15 protein-coding genes are annotated in these 19,826 nt (G+C 66.1%); 10 read left to right on the top strand and 5 right to left on the bottom strand.

The window, feature by feature from the left end:
* Positions 1–412 precede the first annotated feature (412 nt).
* Positions 413–4,111, top strand: a complete 3,699-nt coding sequence (locus tag ACQR10_RS05985) for a YhdP family protein (RefSeq protein WP_434911893.1) — start codon at positions 413–415, stop codon at positions 4,109–4,111.
* Between the two features lie 48 nt (positions 4,112–4,159).
* Here ACQR10_RS05985 and ACQR10_RS05980 read toward each other — a convergent pair whose 3' ends face one another.
* The 3 genes from ACQR10_RS05980 to tyrS form a co-directional block, all read right to left on the bottom strand.
* Positions 4,160–5,857: a methyl-accepting chemotaxis protein gene (locus ACQR10_RS05980; RefSeq protein WP_434911892.1), complete on the bottom strand. Its 1,698-nt coding sequence runs from the start codon at positions 5,855–5,857 to the stop codon at positions 4,160–4,162.
* 142 nt (positions 5,858–5,999) lie between these two features.
* Entirely contained in the window at positions 6,000–7,259 is a 1,260-nt protein-coding gene (locus ACQR10_RS05975; protein WP_434911891.1) for an MFS transporter, read from the bottom strand.
* A 56-nt stretch (positions 7,260–7,315) separates the two neighbouring features.
* A complete protein-coding gene (tyrS, locus tag ACQR10_RS05970; protein WP_316215725.1) occupies positions 7,316–8,569 on the bottom strand; it encodes a tyrosine--tRNA ligase in 1,254 nt (417 codons plus the stop codon).
* 194 nt (positions 8,570–8,763) lie between these two features.
* Between tyrS and ACQR10_RS05965 the strand changes: the two genes are divergently transcribed.
* Entirely contained in the window at positions 8,764–9,867 is a 1,104-nt protein-coding gene (locus ACQR10_RS05965) for an anhydro-N-acetylmuramic acid kinase (RefSeq protein ID WP_315800137.1), read from the top strand.
* 81 nt (positions 9,868–9,948) lie between these two features.
* Positions 9,949–10,626, top strand: coding sequence for a glutathione S-transferase family protein (locus tag ACQR10_RS05960; protein WP_434911890.1), 678 nt, complete (start codon positions 9,949–9,951; stop codon positions 10,624–10,626).
* 156 nt (positions 10,627–10,782) lie between these two features.
* Here ACQR10_RS05960 and ACQR10_RS05955 read toward each other — a convergent pair whose 3' ends face one another.
* Positions 10,783–11,430, bottom strand: coding sequence for an alpha/beta hydrolase (locus tag ACQR10_RS05955; RefSeq protein WP_008971476.1), 648 nt, complete (start codon positions 11,428–11,430; stop codon positions 10,783–10,785).
* Positions 11,431–11,763: 333 nt separating this feature from the next.
* A complete protein-coding gene (locus tag ACQR10_RS05950; protein WP_434911889.1) occupies positions 11,764–12,615 on the bottom strand; it encodes a LytTR family DNA-binding domain-containing protein in 852 nt (283 codons plus the stop codon).
* A gap of 116 nt (positions 12,616–12,731) precedes the next feature.
* Between ACQR10_RS05950 and ACQR10_RS05945 the strand changes: the two genes are divergently transcribed.
* From ACQR10_RS05945 to ACQR10_RS05915, 7 genes are all read left to right on the top strand, one after another.
* The gene (locus ACQR10_RS05945; RefSeq protein WP_434911888.1) at positions 12,732–13,895 is read left to right on the top strand and encodes a cysteine desulfurase family protein; all 1,164 of its coding nucleotides are present in this window, start codon (positions 12,732–12,734) and stop codon (positions 13,893–13,895) included.
* An 84-nt stretch (positions 13,896–13,979) separates the two neighbouring features.
* Positions 13,980–15,476, top strand: coding sequence for a Fe-S cluster assembly protein SufB (gene sufB, locus ACQR10_RS05940; RefSeq protein WP_316215729.1), 1,497 nt, complete (start codon positions 13,980–13,982; stop codon positions 15,474–15,476).
* Between the two features lie 114 nt (positions 15,477–15,590).
* On the top strand, positions 15,591–16,343 hold the full coding sequence (gene sufC, locus ACQR10_RS05935) for a Fe-S cluster assembly ATPase SufC (RefSeq protein ID WP_315800132.1): 753 nt from the start codon (positions 15,591–15,593) through the stop codon (positions 16,341–16,343).
* Positions 16,344–16,362: 19 nt separating this feature from the next.
* Positions 16,363–17,676, top strand: a complete 1,314-nt coding sequence (sufD, locus tag ACQR10_RS05930) for a Fe-S cluster assembly protein SufD (protein WP_315800131.1) — start codon at positions 16,363–16,365, stop codon at positions 17,674–17,676.
* Entirely contained in the window at positions 17,673–18,920 is a 1,248-nt protein-coding gene (locus ACQR10_RS05925; protein WP_315800130.1) for a cysteine desulfurase, read from the top strand. Before sufD ends, ACQR10_RS05925 begins: the two co-directional genes overlap by 4 nt.
* On the top strand, positions 18,917–19,288 hold the full coding sequence (locus ACQR10_RS05920; RefSeq protein ID WP_315800129.1) for an SUF system Fe-S cluster assembly protein: 372 nt from the start codon (positions 18,917–18,919) through the stop codon (positions 19,286–19,288). Before ACQR10_RS05925 ends, ACQR10_RS05920 begins: the two co-directional genes overlap by 4 nt.
* Positions 19,289–19,349: 61 nt before the next feature.
* Positions 19,350–19,739, top strand: a complete 390-nt coding sequence (locus ACQR10_RS05915; protein ID WP_257170803.1) for a HesB/IscA family protein — start codon at positions 19,350–19,352, stop codon at positions 19,737–19,739.
* The last annotated feature ends 87 nt before the right edge of the window (positions 19,740–19,826 follow it).

Here is a 19,826-nt window from a genome sequence, read left to right as displayed (position 1 = left end):
GATTGCGCCTCTTGCGATGAAGCGAAGATCATGGCTACCAGCAGGCGTGAGCACCAGCGCAGTTGAGCACAGTGCAATGACGACTCTCGTACCGTCTCCGGATCAGACGTCCCCGCCACAAATTTCGTCCGGCGGTGGAGAGGCGCCGGTCCGCTGGCGCGAGCAGGTGGGCAAACCTGACGGCGGCGGGGTATAGTGACGAGGATTCCGCGCGTCGTCCGCGCCGCCGGCGAAGCGCCAGCGGGCGTGTTGACAGCACCCGCCGAAGCGTGACGGGATCATTGGGGCATCGACTCCTGCCGGCAGTGAGCACGCGCGCTGCGTGAACGGGCGGGGCCACACCGGCGACCAACCTGGCCGAGGCCAGATTGGCACGACTATTTCGGACACGAGGGGCCGGCACCGAGAGGCAATGGCAAGACAGACATCACCCCAGCGGCCCCATCTGCAAGCGGACACCCAGGGCCAGCAGTGGGATGAGGCCGACTGGGATGTGGCCGACCAGTATGAGGCTGCCGCCGAGCACGACGAGATGGTCGGGCAGCGCGCCCGGAGCCTGTTGTCGCGGCCCGATTCGGGCGGGAGCACCGGTCGATTCGGCGGGGCGCGACCGCGTCTGCCGGGCGGCCGCGTGGCCAAGCGGGTCGTCATCACGCTGGCATCGCTCATGCTGCTCGTCGGGCTCGGCTTCGCCGGCCTGTGGCTGCGGCTCGGTGCGGGCCCGATCAGCCTCGACATAGCGACGCCATGGCTCGCGGCGGCGATCGAGGACAATATCGGCCACGGCAATACCGTCGAGGTCGGCGGCACCCAGATCGAGCGCGCCGGCCGGATCAGGATCGCGGTCCGGATCCGCGACATCATCGTGCGCGACCAGGATCACGCCATCGTCGCCAGCGCGCCCAAGGCCGAGGTGCGGCTGTCCGGCGCCGCGCTGCTGATGGGCCAGCTGCGCGCCGAAAGCCTCAAGCTGGTCGACGCCGAGCTCGCGATTCGCATCACGCCGGACGGCACCGTCACGGTGTCGACGGGTGAGACCAACAAGCCGCTGGCGACGGGCGTCGCCTCCAAGCGCGACGCCGGCCTGCCGCCGACATTCCCGCGGCCGGGACAGGCCGCGCCATCGCCTGGTGCTCCGGGACCGCAGGCCGGCCCGCAGCCGTCTGCGCCGGCCACTTCGACTTTGCCGGCGACCGCGGCGCCGAACGGCCTGCTCGCCGGCCTGGACTGGCTCGACAGCCTCAGCCTGACCGGGCTCGATGGCCAGAACCTGAACGAGATCGGGTTGAAGAACGGCGTGCTGGTCGTCGACGACCAGCAGCGCGGCAACAAATGGACGTTCGAGAACATCAGCCTCAGCCTGCGCCGGCCGTCCGGCGGCGGCGTGGCGCTGAGCCTCGGCGAAGAGGGCGCCAGGCCGTGGTCGCTGCGCATTCTGGTCGGGCCCCAGGCCAACGGCGTGCGCACGGTGGACATCAAGGCTGACAAGGTTTCCACCAGCAACATCCTGCTGGCGATGCGACTCAAGGATCTCACCTACATGGCGGATCTGCCCATGACCGGCGAGATCAAGGGCGAGCTCGCGCGCGACGGGCTGCCGACCTATCTGCGCGGCAAGATCAACATCGGCGCGGGCAAGATTATCGACACCGATACGCCCGACTATCCGATGGCGATCGATTCCGCCGAGATCAGCATGGAATGGGACGCCGGACGCCGCGTGCTGATTGCGCCGTTGAAAGTGATCTCTGGCGCCAACCGCATCACGCTCAACGCCAATCTCGAGCCGCCGAACGACACCGCGAACGACTGGCGGCTGGGTCTCAACGGCGGCACCATTCTGCTCGGCGCCATCGAAAACGAGCCACCGCTGATCTTCAACCGCATCTCGATCAACTTCCGCTTCGACACCGAGGGCAAGCGCGTGCTGCTGACGCAGGCCGAGGTGTCCAACGGTGAAATCGGCGTCGCCGGCACCGGCAGCGTCGAGTATGCCGGAGAGCCGCGGCTGAAGCTCGGCTTCGCCGCGACGCCGATGCCCGCGCTGGCGATGAAACGGATCTGGCCGGCGCTGATCGTGCCGGAGGTGCGGGCCTGGATCATCGAGCGCATCGAGCGCGGCTCGGTGCAGCGGATCGACGTCGCGGTCAATTCGCCGACGCGCAACCTGCCGCGCAAGGGGCCGCCGATTCCCGACGATGGTCTCGACGTCAACATCGTCGCCACCAATGTCACCGTGCACCCGGTCGACGGCCTGCCGTCGGTGCGCGATGCCGACGTGAAGGCGCATGTCACCGGCCGCACCGCGACGGTGACGATCGGGCAGGGCGTCGCGGATACGCCGGCCGGGCGCAAGCTTAACTTCTCCGACGTCGTGTTCGAAGTGCCGGACATGGCGCCGAAGCCGTCGCCGTCGCGGGTGCGCATGCGCGTCGAGGGCCAGGTCGCCGCGGCCGCCGAGATCCTCGCCTCCGACCGGCTCAACGATCTGTCGTCGATGCCGATCGATCCCAACCAGACCAAGGGAACGTTCCAGGCCAGCGTCAATCTCGCGATGCCGGTCAAGGGCGAACTGACCAAGGCCGACACCAGCTACGCGGTCACGGCCGATCTCAACGGCTTTGCCGCCGACAAGCTGGTGATGAACCAGAAGCTGGAGGCCAACACGCTCAAGATCGTGGCCAACACGGCCGGCTATCAGGTCAAGGGCGACGTCAAGATCAACGGCCAGCCGGCCACGCTCGACTATCGCAAGCCGACCGAGGGCGACGCCGACATCAAGATGCAGGCGATCCTCGATGATGCGAGCCGCGCCCGGCTCGGCATGGATCTGGGCACCGCGATCACCGGCAACGTGCCGCTCAAGCTCAACGGCAAGATCGCGGGCTCCGCCGATCGTGACAGCCGGCTCGGTGTCGAGGCCGATCTGACCCAGCTCAAGCTCGACAATTTGCTGCCGGGCTGGGTGAAGAATCCGGGCAAGGCGAGCAAGGCCACCTTCAACGTGGTCGCCAAGCAGCAGTCGACCCGCTTCGAGGACATCAACATCGAAGGCGGTGGCGTCTCCATCAAGGGCTCGCTGGAAGTCGACCAGAACGGCGACCTGATGAACGCCAACTTCCCGACCTATTCGCCGTCGGAAGGCGACAAGACGCAGCTCAAGGCCGAGCGCGGCCAGGACGGCGTGCTGAAGCTGTCGATGCGCGGCGACGTGTTCGACGGCCGCGGCTTCCTGAAGTCGGCGATCTCGGGCACCAACAAGGACGCCGACAAGAACAAGGCGCGCTCGAACCTCGACTTCGACGCCGAGGTCAAGCTCGGCGCCGTCGCCGGCTTCAACGGCGAGGCGCTGCGCAGCGTCGACGTCAAGCTCTCCCGGCGCGGCGGCGCCTTCAAGAGCTTCAATTTGACCGGCAAGGTCGGCCGCGACACGCCCGTCACCGCCGACATCCGCGTCGGCCGTGAGGCCCCCAGCGCCGATCCGCGCGCGCGCCGCCAGGGTCGCGAGGTGATCTATCTCGTGACCAACGATGCCGGCGCGCTGCTGCGCTTCGCCGACACCTATTCCAAGATGGCCGGCGGCGAGCTGGAGCTGGCCATGGAGCCGCCGACGGCCGATTCCAGCCCCAAGGAAGGCCTCGCGATCGTTCGCAACTTCACCGTCAGGGGTGAGCAGGCGCTGGACCGCGCCGCTTCCGGTGCGGCCCAGGGCGCGTCACAGGGCATCGCCTTCACGATGCTGCGCGCAGAGTTCACGCGGCAGAACGGGCTGCTCTCGATCCGCGACGGCGTGGTCAAGGGGCCGACGCTCGGCCTGACCATCGAGGGCAGCATCGACTACAACGTCAACCAGGTCCGCGCCTCCGGCACGATCGTGCCGCTGTACGGGCTGAACAACATGTTCAACCAGATCCCGATCGTCGGCCTGTTCCTCGGCGGCAGCAATGAAGGTCTGTTCGGCGTGACCTACGAGGTCGTCGGCACGCCGAGCCAGCCGGTGGTGCGCATCAATCCGATCTCGGCCATGCTGCCGGGCGTGACGCGCAAGATCATGGATTTCAATACCGGCAAGCAGCAATACCCGCCGGCGGAGCTGCCGCCGAACAATTGATGCTGCCGGCCGTCGCGTCGGCGACGTCAAAAGAGCGGATCGATGCGGTCAGGCCGCTCTGACGCCAGCAAGGAAGGTGTCGACCTCGCGGGAGAGCTGCTCGGCCTGCTTGGAGAGGTTGCCGGCGGCGATCAGCACGTGGCTCGCGGCGCCGCCGGTCTCGTTGGCTGCGGTCGAGACGCCGCCGATATTAGCGGTGACCTCACGGGTGGCCTGCGCGGTCTGGGTGACGTTGCGCGCGATCTCCGCGGTGGCCGTTCCCTGTTCCTCGATCGCCGATCCGATCGTGGCCGCGATCGCGGACACTTCCTCGATGGTCAGGGTGATGCCGTCGAGCGCGCCGACCGCTTCCCGCGTCGCGTTCTGGATCTGGGCGATGCGGTCGCCGATCTCCTGCGTGGCCTGTGCGGTCTGGCTGGCCAGGCTCTTGACCTCCGCCGCGACCACGGCGAAACCGCGCCCGGCTTCGCCGGCGCGCGCGGCCTCGATCGTGGCGTTGAGCGCCAGCAGGTTGGTCTGGCCCGCGATGCTGGAGATCAGCTCGGCGACGTGCTCGATCTGCTTGGCGCCGTCGGCCAGGGCGCGGACGATCCCGTCGGTATGGCGCGCGCTTTCGACGGCGCGTCCGGTAACCTCGGCCGATTGGGCGACCTGACGGCTGATCTCGGTGATCGACGAGGTCAATTCCTCGGCGGCGGTGGCGACCGTCTGGACGCGCGAGCTCGCTTCATTCGCGGCGGAGCTGACGGCGGTCGCGCGCGCATTGGTGCTCTCGGCGGTGCCGGTCATCGATTTCGCCGTGGCCTCGAGCTCTCCGGCGCCGGACGCCATCAGGGCCACGAGCTGGCCGACGGAGGCATCGAAGCGGTCGGCCATCGCGATCAGCGCGTCGCGCTTGTCCGCTTCGCTGCGCTGCTTGGATGCGGCCTGCTCATGCTCCAGCATGCGGGCGGTGATCGCGGTCTTGCGCAGTACCTCCAGGGTCTCGGCCATGCGGCCGATCTCGTCGCCGCGTTCGGTCTCGGCGACCGGCTGCTCGAGCCGCCCGCCGGCGATGTCCTGCATGCGATCCTTCAGCCGATGCAGCCCGCCGACCACGTTGTGCGAGATCAGGAAGGACAAGATGCCGAGCAGCACGAGCAGCGCCGCGCCGATGCCGGCGAGCCGCATCAGCAGCGCATAGACGTCCGCCTCGATGTCGTCGACATAGAGCCCGTAGCTCATGACGATGTTCCACGGCGCGAAGGCGCGGACGAAGACGACCTTCCGCAGCGGCTCGGTCTGGCCGGGCCGCGGATAGAGGTAGGAGGTCGTGCTGCCTTCGGGTCTCTGCTGCGCGGCCTTGATCTGCGCATCGGCGATCATGACGCCGTTGGCGTCCTTGGTGCCGAGGATCTTGCCCTCCAGTTTCTCGTTGGCGGCATTCAGCAGAAGCGCCGAATCGGCCGCGTTGTAGGCGATCGGATAGCCCTGGCCGTTGTTGAACGTCATTCGTCGCGCAAGATAGCGGAACTTGTTCTTGGCCTCGTCCACCGACATCTTTCCTGCCGCGACCTCCGTCTGCAGCGTCTCTGCGAGACCGTAGACGAGGTCCACCGCGGTGTGCATCTGGGTGATGCGGTCTTCCAGCATCCGCGCGCGGCTGAGCCAGCCGGAGACGGCCACGATCGCGATCACCGTCGCGATCGCAAGGATCACCATGCTTGCGAGCTTGGTGCGGAACTTCATGCGGCTGAGCAGTGTCACGGCGTCCTCTTCGTTCTTGTTGCCGAAACAACTATCACCAAGCTGCTTACTAATCATGAACGCGTGGCTGTTGCGCGCCGTCCACTATGTGGACGAGCGGCGCTCGCCGCTCGTGAGCACGTCTTAATCGGGCGCACGCCAACTACGTGCGCAGGGCGGGAACGACCAGGAACGGGATCATCCCGATGACGACGCTCACGAGCGCCAGCAGAATGACGGCATCATAGCCGTGAGTGAGATCGTGGATGACGCCGCCGCTCCACGATCCCAGCGCCGAGCCGAGTCCGCTGCCGATCGTGATCGTGCCGTAGATGGTGCCGAGCCGCCTGCCGCGGAAGATCTTCATCGCGGTGGCCGACAACAGCGGCCCGCGCGAGCCGATCATGCTGCCGAAGCAGACGACGAAGCCGGTGAGCAGGAAGATGTTCGGCGCAAATTGCAGCGCCCACAGCATCAGGATTCCTGCGATCGATACGGCGTAGGAGAACAGCACCGACGGCCGCCGGCCGATCAGCCCGTCGAGGGCGGAGACGCCGAGCATGCCGAACAGCAGCACCACGCCCGAGAAGCCCCAGGCGGTGGCGGCCTGCAGCGGCGCAAAGCCCGCATCGATCAGATAGGCGACGACCTGCGGCGCGATCGCATACATGCCGATGGCGGTGAAGAAGAAGGTCGAGAACAGCGCCCAGAAGGCGTGGTGGCGCAGCGCGCGCGACAACGTCCAGGCGTCATCAGCGAGCTCGTCGCTGATCGGCCTAGTGATGTGAGGCGCGCCGGCGGCGAACAGCCGCCACGGTAGCAGCGCCAGCGGCACCAGCAGACTGAAGGCTGCAGCGCCGAACGCCTGATAGGTGCTGCGCCAGCCGATGGCGTCGATCAGCAGTTGCGAGCCCGGCAGCAGGATCAGCACGCCGGCGCCGGTCGCCGAATAGATCACCGCCATCGCGGTCGGCAGCTTCTTGCCGAACCAGCGGCCGAGCAGGATCGAGTTGGGGACGTTGCCGATCAGCGCGATGCCGATGCCGACGCACAGGCCGATGCTGATCTGGAACTGCCACAGCGCCTGCGCGTGCGCCGCGGCCGTGAAGGCTGTGCCGAGCAGCAGGAGGCCGAGCGCATAGACGGCGCGCGGCCCGGTGTGGTCGAACAGCCGTCCGATCAGCGGCGCGGCGAGGCCGCCGGCGAGCGCCGTCAGCGAATAGATCGAGACCACCTCGGAGCGGTCCCAGCCAAAGCCGTCGGAGATCGGCTTGAGGAAGACGGTAAAGCTTTCTCCCAGCCCGCGGCCGAGCACCGACAGCGCGAAGCACAGGCCCAGCACCACGAACGCCAAGTGCGTTCGTGGTCGAGCTGTCGGGCTTTCCTCGGCTTGCGCAGGCTCTTGCGGCGCGCTGATCGTCATGCCGTCATGGGAGCGCCTTTCGGCGTTCCCTGACAAGCAGGCAAAAGCGAATGCGGCTATGCAGGCTTCACCAGCACATGGCGCTTCTTGCCCAACGACAGCTTGATCACGCCCTCGCTGGTGAGCTCCGCCTGTGTCAGCGCCATCTTCTCGTCGGTGACCGCGACGTCGTTGACGCGCAGGCCGCCCCCCTTGATCTGCCGCCGCGCCTCGCCATTGGAAGCGACGAGCCCGGCCTTGACGAAGGCGCTGAGCACGCCGAGCCCAGCATCGAGCTCGCTCCTGGCGACCTCGACCGTCGGCAGATTCTCGGCGATCGCACCTTCCTCGAAGGTGCGGCGCGCGGTCTCGGCCGCGGTGTCGGCCGCTTCTTTGCCGTGCAGCAAGGTGGTCGCCGCATCCGCCAGCGCCTTCTTGGCCTCGTTGATCTCGGCGCCCTGGAGCGCGCCGAGCTTTTCGATCTCCGACAGCGGCAGCGTCGTGAACAGCTTGAGGAACTTGACGACGTCGGCGTCCTCGGTGTTGCGCCAGTACTGCCAGAAATCATACGGGCTGCACTGGTCGGCATTGAGCCAGATCGCACCCTGCGCGGTCTTGCCCATCTTGGCGCCCGAGGCGGTGGTCAGCAGCGGTGTCGTCAGCGCGAACAGCTGCTCGGTACCCATGCGGCGGCCGAGCTCGACGCCGTTGACGATGTTGCCCCACTGGTCCGAGCCGCCCATCTGCAGCCGGCAGCCGGTGCGGCGCGCCAGCTCGACGAAGTCGTACGCCTGGCAGACCATGTAGTTGAACTCGATGAAGCTCATCTCCTGCTCGCGCTCGAGCCGCAGCTTCACCGAGTCCATGGTCAGCATGCGGTTGACCGAGAAGTGCCGGCCGATGTCGCGCAGCATCTCGATCCACTTGAGCTGGGTCAGCCATTCGGCGTTGTCGAGCATGATGGCGTCTGTCGCGCCGTCGCCGTAGCGCAGCACCTTGGCGAACACGCCGCGGATCGAGGCCTTGTTGGCCTCGATCTCCTCGACGGTGCGCATCGCGCGGGTCTCGTCCTTGCCGGAGGGATCGCCGACCATGGTGGTGCCGCCGCCCATCAGGGTGATCGGCTTGTTCCCGGTCTGCTGCAGCCAGTACAGCATCATCATGGTCAGGAAGTTGCCGATGTGCAGCGAGCGTGCGGTGCAGTCATAGCCGACATAGGCGGTCGCCTGGCCCTTGGCGGCGAGCGCATCCAGGCCCTCGAAATCCGAGCACTGATGGATGAATCCGCGGCTCTGCAGCACGTTCAGGAAATCAGACTTGAAGCCAGTCATTGTCGGCGACTCTGAGCATTTGTTTACGGTATTGACCGCTTGTCGCGGCGGGGTGCGGTAGGGCACATGCCGCGGATACGGGCGTTGTGGCATTATAAGATGCGCCGGGCTTGTACAAGCATGGGCGCGGCCCGGGCGGGACCTCAAATCGGCCGTACTTGGCAAGCAGGGCAGGGTTTTCGGGTTCGACTGCAATGATTCTGACCGCACTTGGCCTCATGAGTGGCACCTCGCTCGACGGGGTGGACGTGGCCCTGATCGAGACAGACGGGCGGCAGATCAAGAGGCTCGGCCCCACGGGCTACCGGGCCTATGGCGCCGCCGAGCGCAGCCTGCTGCGCGAGGCGCTCGCCGATGCGGTGCAGATCGAGCGGCGCGAGGCGCGTCCCGGGCGGGTACGCGATGCCGAGCGCGCCGTGACGGTGGCGCACGCCGAGGCGATCGCCGCGTTCCTGGCGCAGCACCGGCTCAAGCCTGAGGACATCGACATCATCGGCTTCCATGGGCAGACCGTGCTGCACCGCCCGGAACGCCGCCTGACGGTGCAGATCGGCGATGCCGCCGCGCTCGCCAAGTCCGTCCATATCCCGGTGATGCACGATTTCCGCGCCGCCGACGTCGATTTCGGCGGGCAGGGCGCGCCGTTCGTGCCGGTCTATCACCGTGCCCTGGCGCAATCGCTGTCACGCCCCGGGCCGATCGCCGTGGTCAATATCGGCGGCGTCTCCAACATCACCTATATCGATGGCGACGACGTGCTGATCGCCTGCGACACCGGTCCGGGCAATGCGCTGCTCGACGACTTCATGCACCGCACGACCGGCCAGGCGTTCGATCAGGATGGCCGCGTGGCGGAGCAGGGCAGGCCGGACGAGGCCTGGATCACGAGCGCGCTCGACATGCCCTTCTTCGCGCTGCCGCCGCCGAAATCGCTCGACCGCAACGATTTCGCCGCGCTGAAGCTCGGCGATGTGACGCCGGCGGACGGGGCCGCGACCCTGACGGCGTTCACGGCGGCTGCGATCGCCCGCGTCGTTCCGCTGCTGCCGAAGCCGCCGGCGAGCTGGATCGTCTGCGGCGGCGGCGCCCGCAACCATACCATGATGCGGATGCTGCGGGAGCGTGTCGCTCCGGCGAGCGTCGAATCGGCCGATGCGCTGGGCTGGTCGGCGGACGCGATCGAGGCCCAGGCGTTCGGCTTCCTGGCGGTCCGCGGCATGAAGGGCCTGCCGCTGAGCTATCCCACCACCACCGGGGTGCCGTTTCCGATGACCGGCGGAGTGATCGCGCGTCCGTGATCCATGCAATTGCATGGATCTTGACAGTTCCATGCGCGTGCATCTAGTTTGATGCATCTGCATTAAACTGCCGAGGATGTCATGTCGCCCTCCCTGAAGCTGATCAGCCACAAGCTCTGCCCCTATGTGCAACGCGCCGTCATCGCGCTCACCGAGAAGGGTGTCGCGTTCGAGCGGATCGACATCGATCTCGCCGACAAGCCCGACTGGTTCCTGAAGCTCTCGCCGCTCGGCAAGGTGCCGGTGCTGGTGGTGCCGGCGCCGCGGGGCGAAGTGGCGGTGTTCGAGAGCAACGTGATCTGCGAGTACATCGAGGACGCGCAGCCGGCTGTGAGGCTGCATCCCGAGGACGCGCTGGCCCGCGCGCAGCATCGCGCCTGGATGGAGTTCGGCTCGGCGATCCTCGGTGATCTCTGGGGCCTGGAGACGACGCAGGATGCCGCCGTCTTCGCGGCCAAGCGTGAGGCGCTGACGGCGAAGTTCGCGCGCGTCGAGGACGCGCTGGGCGAGGGGCCGTATTTCAATGGTGCGCGTTTCAGCCTGGTCGACGCGGTGTTTGCGCCGGTCTTCCGCTATTTCGATGTGTTCGATGGCTATGCCGATCTCGGCATCTTTGCTTCAACGCCGAAGGTTCGGGCCTGGCGTGATCAGTTGGCGCAGCGGCCGAGTGTGAGGACGGCGGTCGGCGCCGATTATCCGACGCTGCTGCGCGCGTTCCTTGTGAGGCACGACGCTTATTTGTTGAAGCAGGCTGCTTGAGAAAGTACGCGAGGCGTAGGGTAGGCCAAGCGATCAGATCGGTGCAAAGCGCTGATCTGATCGCGTGCCCACCATTGGCTCAGCATGCACACATGAAGTCGGTGGGCACGGCGCGTTGGACTCGCCTTTGCCCACCCTACAGAACATCGCCCGGCCTCACCTCACATTGGCGAGGCGCATGTCCAGATAGGCCGTGATCGTCTCCATGAGCGGCTCGAGCTTGCCGTCGAAGAAGTGGTTGGCACCGGGGATGACCTGCTGGTCGATCACGATGCCCTTTTGCGTCTTCAGCTTCTCGACCAGCGTGTTGACGTCCTTGGGCGGCACCACCGCATCGCGCTCGCCGTGCACGATCAGGCCGGAGGACGGGCAGGGCGCCAGGAACGAGAAGTCGTAGAGGTTGGCGGGCGGCGCGATCGAGATGAAGCCCTCGACCTCCGGGCGGCGCATCAGGAGCTGCATGCCGATCCAGGCGCCGAACGAGAAGCCGGCGACCCAGCAGGCGCGAGCCTCGGGGTTGATGGTCTGCGCCCAATCGAGCGCGGAGGCCGCATCGGACAGCTCGCCGGTGCCGTGGTCGAACGAGCCTTGGCTGCGGCCGACGCCGCGGAAATTGAAGCGCAGCACCGAGAAGCCGCGATGCGCGAAGGCGTAGTAGCACTGGTACACGATCTGATGGTTCATCGTGCCGTGGAACTGCGGATGCGGATGCAGGATCATCGCGATCGGCGCGTTCTTCTGCTTCGCCGGATGGTAACGGCCTTCGAGGCGGCCGGCCGGACCGTTGAAGATGACTTCAGGCATCAGAGAATCCTTGGCAGAGCGTCGACCGACTTCGTCCATGCTTCATCTGGCGCCTCGCCGACGAGTTCAGCAGGGGACATCAGCAGGAAAAGTGGTGATCGAGCGCCATCCGTTCGCTTGGACGGAGCGGCGCTGGCGTGACTGGAAGTTGGCCTTCTAGCATGGAGCGCAGGGCAAAAAGCAAGGATTTTCAACGCCCGGCAAGGCGGCGGCAGCAGGGATGCCGAGCGTGCCATCGAAGCGGCTGCGGGCCGAGGCGGCCGCGGAGCGTGCCCCGAATGCGCCTGCAATTCGATGAAAATACAGGCGTTTTCGTCGGCAGCCGCGGCCGCTTCAGCGCGCCGCCACCACCGTCTGCTCCAATGGCGCAACCGCGCTGCGATAGCGGCGGCTGCCCTGGACGGATTGGCCGCCGTCGAAGGTCAGGTCGAACTCGCCTGATGGCAGAACCGAAAGCGCGGTGACCCTGGTCATGTTGACCAGCCGGCCGCGGTGGATGCGCACCAGCGCGAAGCGGGCGAGTTCGGCCTCGGCGGCCGACAAGGTACCGCGGATCAGATGTCGCCTGCCGTCGGCCATAGCGTATTCGACGTAGTTGCCGGCCGCAGCGACCCACAGGATGTCGGCCGGCGCGACGCGGATGCGGCTCGCGCCGTCGCGCAGCCAGAGCGTGGCAGGGGCAGGAGGCTCGGATCGCCGTGTCGGCTCTTGGAGGGCGCTCGCGCGATAGCCGTCATATAGCCAGAGCGTGGCACCGATGAGCAGCGCCGTCATGACGTCCTTGCGGAACTCGTACACGATGGTGGCGAGCGAGAACTGGAAGTCGTAGGCGCCGCCAGCGCCCCACATCAGCAGCTTGCGCAGCATCACCATGCCGGTGATGTGGAGCAGGGAGAAGACGATGACGGCGGCAACGGCGAGCGCGATGAGACGGACAGGGGCGGCCGGGCCCCGCCGGATCAATCGAACGGTGACGACCAGCAGCGGCGCCAGCAGGATGATGACGATGATGCTCGTCATCTCCCACAGCAGCTGCTTTTCCAGATCATCGGCGGCTCCCCGCCTGACGGCATCGTGGGCGGCGGAAAGGGCGTTGACGACGCCGATGCCGAGCGAGAGCCCGGCCATGGTCACGTAGAAGGTCCGATCATTCGGACGCAGCATCGAGCCGACAAGCTTGTTCATGGCACCGGACCCGCTATCTCAATCTCGCGCCCGACGATACCACGCTGGCCGTCGCGCATCATCATGGTGCCGACGAGCCATGGTCGTTCGTGGCCCGAGTTGATATGAACGGACCGATGGCCGACAGGATCTATCTCGACTGGAACGCGACGACGCCGCTTCGACCGCAAGCGCGCGCGGCGGTGATCGCCGCCATGGACCTGGTCGGCAATCCCTCGTCGGTTCATGCCGAAGGCCGCAAGGCGCGGCGGCTGATGGAGGAGGCCCGCGAGGTCATCGCCCGCGGGCTCGGCGCCGTCGCGCGCCGCGTCGTGTTCACCTCCGGCGGAACCGAGGCCAATGTGCTCGCTTTGAGCCCAGGTCTGCGGGCGCCGGCCGGCCCGGTCGAGCGGCTGCTGGTGTCGGCGGTCGAGCATGCCTCGGTGCTGGCCGGCGGCCGGTTCGCGCCATCGGCGGTGCAGACGATCCCGGTCGATGCCTCGGGCGTGGTCGATCCCGGCCGCCTGGAAGCCCTGCTGGCCGGGGGACCGCTGGCGCTGGTGTCGGTGATGGCCGCCAACAACGAGACCGGGGTGCTTCAACCGGTTTCGAAAGTTGCTGAGATCGTGCACCAGGCGGGCGGCCTGCTGCATGTCGACGCGGTCCAGGCATTTGGGAAAATACCCCTCGATATCAAACAGATGGGCGCGGACCTTGTGACCATCTCTGCGCACAAGATCGGCGGACCGAAGGGCGTCGGCGCGCTGGTTCTGGGCGCCGGCGTGGAGGAGCCGATTCCGGTTCTCCGCGGTGGCGGCCAGGAGCGCGGTCGCCGGGCTGGAACCGAAAACATGGCCGGAATTGCCGGATTTGGCGCCGCAGCCGGCGCTGCCCTGGCTGAGCTCGAGGTCGACCTGCCCCGGATCACGGCGCTGCGCGACCGGCTGGAAACGGGCCTTCGTCAGACCGCCGGCGTGACGGTATTTTCCTCCGAAGCGGCGCGGCTTCCGAATACGACGCTGTTCACGGCGCCGGGGCTCAAGGCCGAGACGGCCGTGATCGGGTTCGATCTTGAAGGGATCGCGGTGTCTTCCGGCTCGGCCTGCTCGTCTGGCAAGGTCCAGCCGTCGCACGTCCTGGAGGCCATGGGCGTTGGTTCCGCGGCGGCGCAGGGAGCGGTGCGCCTCAGTCTGGGCTGGTCCACGACCGAGGCGGATGTCGACCGGTGCCTGCAGGCTTGGCGAAAGCTGTCATTGACCCTACTTAAAGGTGGCGACGAAACCGTGCTTGAGCGATTCTAAGGGCGTGATTTCGTCCGCGAAACGTCGTAAGACGGTTCCAGAACGTGTCCACCGCGGTCCTTGAAACCGCGAGCGGAGGATGGAATGCCAGCCGTACAAGAGACGGTCGACCGCGTCAGGCGGATCGACGTCGACCAATATCGTTATGGGTTCGAGACACTCATCGAATCCGAGAAGGCTCCCAAGGGGCTTTCCGAAGACACGATCCGCTTCATCTCGGGCAAGAAGAACGAGCCCGCCTGGATGCTCGAATGGCGGCTGGAGGCGTATCGCCGCTGGTTGACCATGCAGGAGCCGACCTGGGCGCGCGTCGACTACCCCAAGATCGACTTCCAGGATCTGTATTATTACGCCGCGCCCAAGCCGAAGAAGCAGCTCTCCTCGATCGACGAGATCGACCCGGAGATTCTGAAGACCTACGAGAAGCTCGGCATTCCGCTCCGCGAGGTCGCGATCCTCGAGGGCGTCGAGCCGGTGCCCGGCGCTGGCAGCCCCGAGAGCCGCAAGATCGCGGTCGACGCCGTGTTCGATTCGGTGTCGGTGGCGACGACGTTCAAGGAGGAGCTGAAGAAGGCGGGCGTGATCTTCATGCCGATCTCGGAAGCGATCCGCGAGCATCCCGAGCTGGTGCAGAAATATCTCGGCAGCGTGGTGCCGACCTCCGACAATTTCTACGCGACCTTGAACTCGGCCGTCTTCTCCGACGGCTCGTTCGTCTATATCCCGCCGGGCGTGCGCTGCCCGATGGAGCTGTCGACCTATTTCCGCATCAACGAGCGCAACACCGGCCAGTTCGAGCGCACGCTGATCATCGCCGACAAGGGCGCCTACGTGTCCTATCTCGAGGGCTGCACCGCGCCGCAGCGCGACGAGAACCAGTTGCACGCGGCGGTGGTCGAGCTGGTCGCGCTGGATGATGCCGAGATCAAGTACTCGACGGTGCAGAACTGGTATCCGGGCAATTCGGAAGGCAAGGGCGGCATCTACAATTTCGTCACCAAGCGTGGCGACTGCCGCGGCGCCAACTCCAAGATCTCCTGGACCCAGGTCGAGACGGGATCTGCGATCACCTGGAAGTATCCGAGCTGCATCCTGCGCGGCGATAATTCGCGTGGCGAGTTCTACTCGATCGCGATCTCGAATGGCTTCCAGCAGGTCGACTCGGGCACCAAGATGATCCATCTCGGCAAGAACACGACGAGCCGGATCATCTCCAAGGGCATTGCCGCGGGCCGCTCGCAGAACACCTATCGCGGCCTCGTGACGGCACACCGGAAAGCGACCGGCGCGCGCAACTTCACCGCCTGCGATTCGCTGCTGATCGGCGACAAATGCGGCGCGCACACCGTGCCCTACATCGAGGCCAAGAACTCCTCGGCCACCTTCGAGCACGAAGCCACGACGTCGAAGATCTCCGAGGATGTGCTGTTCTACTGCATCCAGCGCGGTCTTTCGCAGGAGGAGGCGGTCGGGCTCGTCGTCAACGGTTTCGTCAAGGACGTGCTGCAGCAGCTGCCGATGGAGTTCGCGGTCGAGGCCCAGAAGCTGATCTCGATCAGCCTCGAAGGCTCGGTCGGCTAAGGCCATATTGCAGCGGGGCCGCGGCGCGGCCCGCTCGTGCTGATATCGATATCATACGTCCTTTGGGCCCGATGGATCGGTGGCGCCAGGGCAAGTGTTGAGCGGAAACAGATCATGGCACTACTCGAAATCAACAACCTGCAGGTCCGCGTCGAGGAGCGCGAGATTCTCCACGGCCTGACGCTGTCGATCGACGCCGGCAAGGTGCATGCGATCATGGGGCCGAACGGCTCCGGCAAGTCGACGCTGTCCCACGTCATCGCCGGCAAGCCGGGCTATGAGGTGACCGGCGGCGAGATCCTGTTCAAGGGCGAGGATCTGCTCGCCATGGCACCGGACGAGCGTGCCGCCAAGGGCGTGTTCCTGGCGTTCCAGTACCCGGTGGAGATCCCCGGCGTCGCGACCATGACCTTCCTGCGGACAGCGCTGAACGCGCAGCGCAAGGCGCGCGGCGAGGAGGAGTATTCGACGCCGGACTTCCTCAGGAAGGTGCGCGAGATCTCGAAATCGCTCAGCATTCCGCAGGACATGCTCAAGCGCGGCGTCAATGTCGGCTTTTCCGGCGGCGAGAAGAAGCGCAACGAGGTGCTGCAGATGGCGCTGTTCCAGCCGTCGCTCTGCATCCTCGACGAGATGGATTCCGGCCTCGACATCGACGCGCTGCGCATCGCCGCCGACGGCGTCAACGCGCTGCGCGCAGCCGATCGCTCGATGATCGTGATCACCCACTATCAGCGCCTCCTGAACTACATCGTCCCCGACGTCGTTCATGTGATGTCGAAGGGGCGCGTCGTGAAGAGCGGCGGCAAGGAGCTCGCGCTCGAGCTGGAGGCGTCCGGCTACGCCCAGTTCGAAGACGCGGCCTGAGCTCGCGAATGGATCTGTGATGAACGTAGCTTTGGTCAAGAACGACAGCGGTCCGGCGGCGAGCAGCTTGCTCTCTGCCGCTCTGGGCCGTCTGCCCGGCACCGGCAAGGTGGTCGATATCCGGCGCGAAGCCTTCTCGGCCTTCGAGCGCACCGGCCTGCCGCACCGTCGTATCGAGGAATGGAAGTACACCGATCTGCGTGCGCTGATGCGCGAGGTGCTGCCGCTGGCAGGCGCGCCGGACGCGGCGGCGCTGGCGCGGGCAAAAACCGTGCTGGCTTCTGTTGCCGTCGACGGTGCTCGGAAGCTGGTGCTGGTCGACGGCGTGTTCGTGGCGGAGCTCTCGGACATCTCGGCCTCCGAAGATGGTGTCAAGGTTCACACGCTGCGCGAGGCGCTGCAGAGCGCCGGCAGCGAGCGGCTGCTGGAGACGACCGTCAACGATGCGATGGTCCTGTTGAACGGTGCGCTCGCGACCGACGGAGTCCTGATCTCCGTGGCGGATGGTGCAAAGCTCTCGCATCCGCTGCAGATCATTCACATCGCGACGGCATCGCAGGCATCGCGTGCCAGTCGCTCGCATCTTTCGGTGGGGAACGGCGCGCAGGCCACCTTGATCGAAAGCGCGATCGCTGCCGATGGCGCCTCGGGCTATCAGGCCAATGACGCCGTGGTCGTCTCCGTCGGTGACGACGCTGCGCTGTCCACCATTCGCCTGATGCGCGATGCCAGGGATGCCGTTAACATCACGTCCGCCAAGTACGAGGTCGGTGCGCGGTCGAAACTCAATCTCTTCAACATGACGACCGGCGGCGCCGTCAGTCGTCTGCAGGGCTTCATCACTCTCAAGGGCGAAGGCAGCGAGCTGATCATCAACGGCGTCAACCTGCTGCGCGACAAGCAGCATGGCGACCTGACGCTGGTGGTCGATCACGCGGTGCCCGGCTGCACCAGCCGCGAGAACTTTCGCGCGGTGCTCGACGATCGCGCCCATTCGGTGTTCCAGGGCCGCATCATCGTCCGCCCCGACGCGCAGCAGACCGACGGCAAGATGATGACGCGGGCGCTGCTGTTGTCCGACGAGGCCGAGGCCGACAGCAAGCCCGAACTCGAGATCTTCGCCGACGACGTCTCCTGCGGCCATGGCGCCACCGCCGGCGCGCTCGACGACAGCCTGTTGTTCTATCTGCAGGCCCGCGGCCTGCCGGAGAAGCAGGCCCAGGCGCTGCTGATCCAGGCCTTCGTCGGCGAAGCCATCGAGGCGATCGAGGACGATTCCTTGCGCGAGCGCGTCATCGCGGCCGCCCAGGACTGGATGGAGGCGCGCGCATGAGCACGCATCCCGCCGTCTCCAACGGATCCTACGACGTCGCCCGCATCCGCGAGGACTTTCCGGCGCTGGCGCTGCAGGTCTACGGCAAGAAGCTCGTCTATCTCGACAATGCCGCCTCGGCACAGAAGCCGCGCGCGGTGCTCGACCGCATGACGCAGGCCTATACCAGCGAATATGCCAACGTGCATCGCGGCCTGCATTATCTCGCCAATGCCGCCACGGAAGCTTATGAGGGCGGCCGGGAGCGGGTCACGCGCTTCCTCAATGCGCGCCGCAGCGAGGAGATCATCTTCACCCGCAACGCGACCGAGGCGATCAATCTGGTCGCGTCGTCGTGGGGCGGGCCGAACATCGGCGAGGGCGACGAGATCGTGCTCTCGATCATGGAGCACCATTCCAACATCGTCCCCTGGCATTTCCTCAGGGAGCGGCAGGGCGCGGTGATCAAGTGGGCCCCGGTCGACGATGAGGGCAACTTCCTGATCGACGAGTTCGAGAAGCTGCTGACGCCCAGGACCAAGCTGGTCGCGATCACGCAGATGTCGAACATGCTGGGCACGCTCGTGCCGGTGAAGGAGGTCGTTCGGATTGCGCATGCGCGCGGCATCCCGGTGCTGGTCGACGGCAGCCAGGCCGCCGTGCATCTCGCCATCGACGTCCAGGACATCGACTGCGACTTCTACGTCTTCACCGGCCACAAGCTGTACGGGCCGACCGGGATCGGCGTGCTCTACGCCAAATACGACCACCTCGTTGCCATGCGCCCCTACAATGGCGGCGGCGAGATGATCCGCGAGGTTGCGCGCGACTGGGTCACCTATGGCGATCCGCCGCACAAGTTCGAGGCGGGCACCCCGATGATCGTCGAGGCGGTCGGGCTGGGCGCCGCGATCGATTACGTCAACTCGGTCGGCAAGGAGCGCATCGCCGCGCATGAGCACGACCTGCTCACCTATGCCCAGGATCGGCTGCGCGAGATCAACTCGCTGCGGCTGATCGGCACCGCCAAGGGCAAGGGGCCGGTGATCTCGTTCGAGATGAAGGGGGCGCATGCTCATGACATCGCGACCGTGATCGACCGCCAGGGCGTCGCGGTGCGTGCGGGCACGCACTGCGTGATGCCGCTTTTGGAGAGATTCAACGTCACGGCGACCTGCAGGGCCTCGTTTGGCATGTACAATACGAGGGAAGAGGTCGATCAGCTTGCACAGGCATTGATCAAGGCGCGGGAATTGTTTGCATGACCGACACGGCCGACGTCAAAACTCAGACTGTCGAAACCCATTCGGCGCTGCCGCCGGAGGAGACCGAGCGGCTTTCCACCGAGATCATCGCGGCGCTGAAGACGGTGTTCGACCCGGAGATCCCGGCCGACATCTATGAGCTCGGCCTGATCTACAAGGTCGACATCAAGGACGACCGCAGCGTCGACGTGATGATGACCTTGACGACGCCGAACTGTCCGGCGGCCGGCGAGTTGCCGACCATGGTGGAGAACGCGATCGCCAGCGTCCCGGGCGTCGGCGTAGTGAATGTGAGCATTGTCTGGGAGCCGCAATGGACGCCGGACCGGATGAGCGACGAGGCGCGCCTCGTCCTCAACATGTGGTGAGGCACGACGTTTGAATGGCGGTCGGGATTGATCGAACGCCGGGATTGACCAGATGACCGATATGACCAACACGCCAGTCGCCAGCAAGCCGAAGCCGCGGCCCCGTCCGCAGGTCATGCGGCTGACCGATGCCGCGGCCACGCGCATCCGCGAACTGACCGCACGCGCGGAATCCGAGATCATCGGATTGCGCGTCGGGGTCAAGAACGGTGGCTGCGCCGGACAGTCCTACACGGTCGAATATGCCCACGATATCCGGCCGACCGACGAGGTGGTCGAGGACAAGGGCGTGAAGATCCTGGTCGATCCCAAGGCCGTGCTGTTTCTGCTCGGGACCGAGATGGACTATCAGGCCGACAAGATGCAGGCGCAATTCGTGTTCAACAACCCGAACCAGATCAGCGCCTGCGGCTGCGGCGAGTCGGTTCAGCTCAAGCCGGCCGAGGTCTGATCGTCGGCTTTCCGCCGGGACGGCACCGGACCCTGTCGCGTTCCGGACATTGACACACGCCCCCCTCCCGACCGAAAACTCCAGGCG

Source organism: Bradyrhizobium sp. HKCCYLRH2060, from assembly GCF_051168135.1.
GTDB lineage: Bacteria > Pseudomonadota > Alphaproteobacteria > Rhizobiales > Xanthobacteraceae > Bradyrhizobium.
This window is presented reverse-complemented; position numbering and strand designations above follow the sequence as displayed.

Coding starts and splice junctions, on each gene's coding strand:
- sufC (WP_315800132.1), top strand. CDS start 15,591: ATGGCACTACTCGAAATCAACAACCTGCAGGTCCGCGTCGAGGAGCGC.
- ACQR10_RS05915 (WP_257170803.1), top strand. CDS start 19,350: ATGACCAACACGCCAGTCGCCAGCAAGCCGAAGCCGCGGCCCCGTCCG.
- ACQR10_RS05925 (WP_315800130.1), top strand. CDS start 17,673: ATGAGCACGCATCCCGCCGTCTCCAACGGATCCTACGACGTCGCCCGC.
- sufB (WP_316215729.1), top strand. CDS start 13,980: ATGCCAGCCGTACAAGAGACGGTCGACCGCGTCAGGCGGATCGACGTC.
- sufD (WP_315800131.1), top strand. CDS start 16,363: ATGAACGTAGCTTTGGTCAAGAACGACAGCGGTCCGGCGGCGAGCAGC.
- ACQR10_RS05985 (WP_434911893.1), top strand. CDS start 413: ATGGCAAGACAGACATCACCCCAGCGGCCCCATCTGCAAGCGGACACC.
- ACQR10_RS05945 (WP_434911888.1), top strand. CDS start 12,732: ATGGCCGACAGGATCTATCTCGACTGGAACGCGACGACGCCGCTTCGA.
- ACQR10_RS05955 (WP_008971476.1), bottom strand. CDS start 11,430: ATGCCTGAAGTCATCTTCAACGGTCCGGCCGGCCGCCTCGAAGGCCGT.
- ACQR10_RS05960 (WP_434911890.1), top strand. CDS start 9,949: ATGTCGCCCTCCCTGAAGCTGATCAGCCACAAGCTCTGCCCCTATGTG.
- tyrS (WP_316215725.1), bottom strand. CDS start 8,569: ATGACTGGCTTCAAGTCTGATTTCCTGAACGTGCTGCAGAGCCGCGGA.
- ACQR10_RS05965 (WP_315800137.1), top strand. CDS start 8,764: ATGATTCTGACCGCACTTGGCCTCATGAGTGGCACCTCGCTCGACGGG.
- ACQR10_RS05950 (WP_434911889.1), bottom strand. CDS start 12,615: ATGAACAAGCTTGTCGGCTCGATGCTGCGTCCGAATGATCGGACCTTC.
- ACQR10_RS05975 (WP_434911891.1), bottom strand. CDS start 7,259: ATGACGATCAGCGCGCCGCAAGAGCCTGCGCAAGCCGAGGAAAGCCCG.
- ACQR10_RS05920 (WP_315800129.1), top strand. CDS start 18,917: ATGACCGACACGGCCGACGTCAAAACTCAGACTGTCGAAACCCATTCG.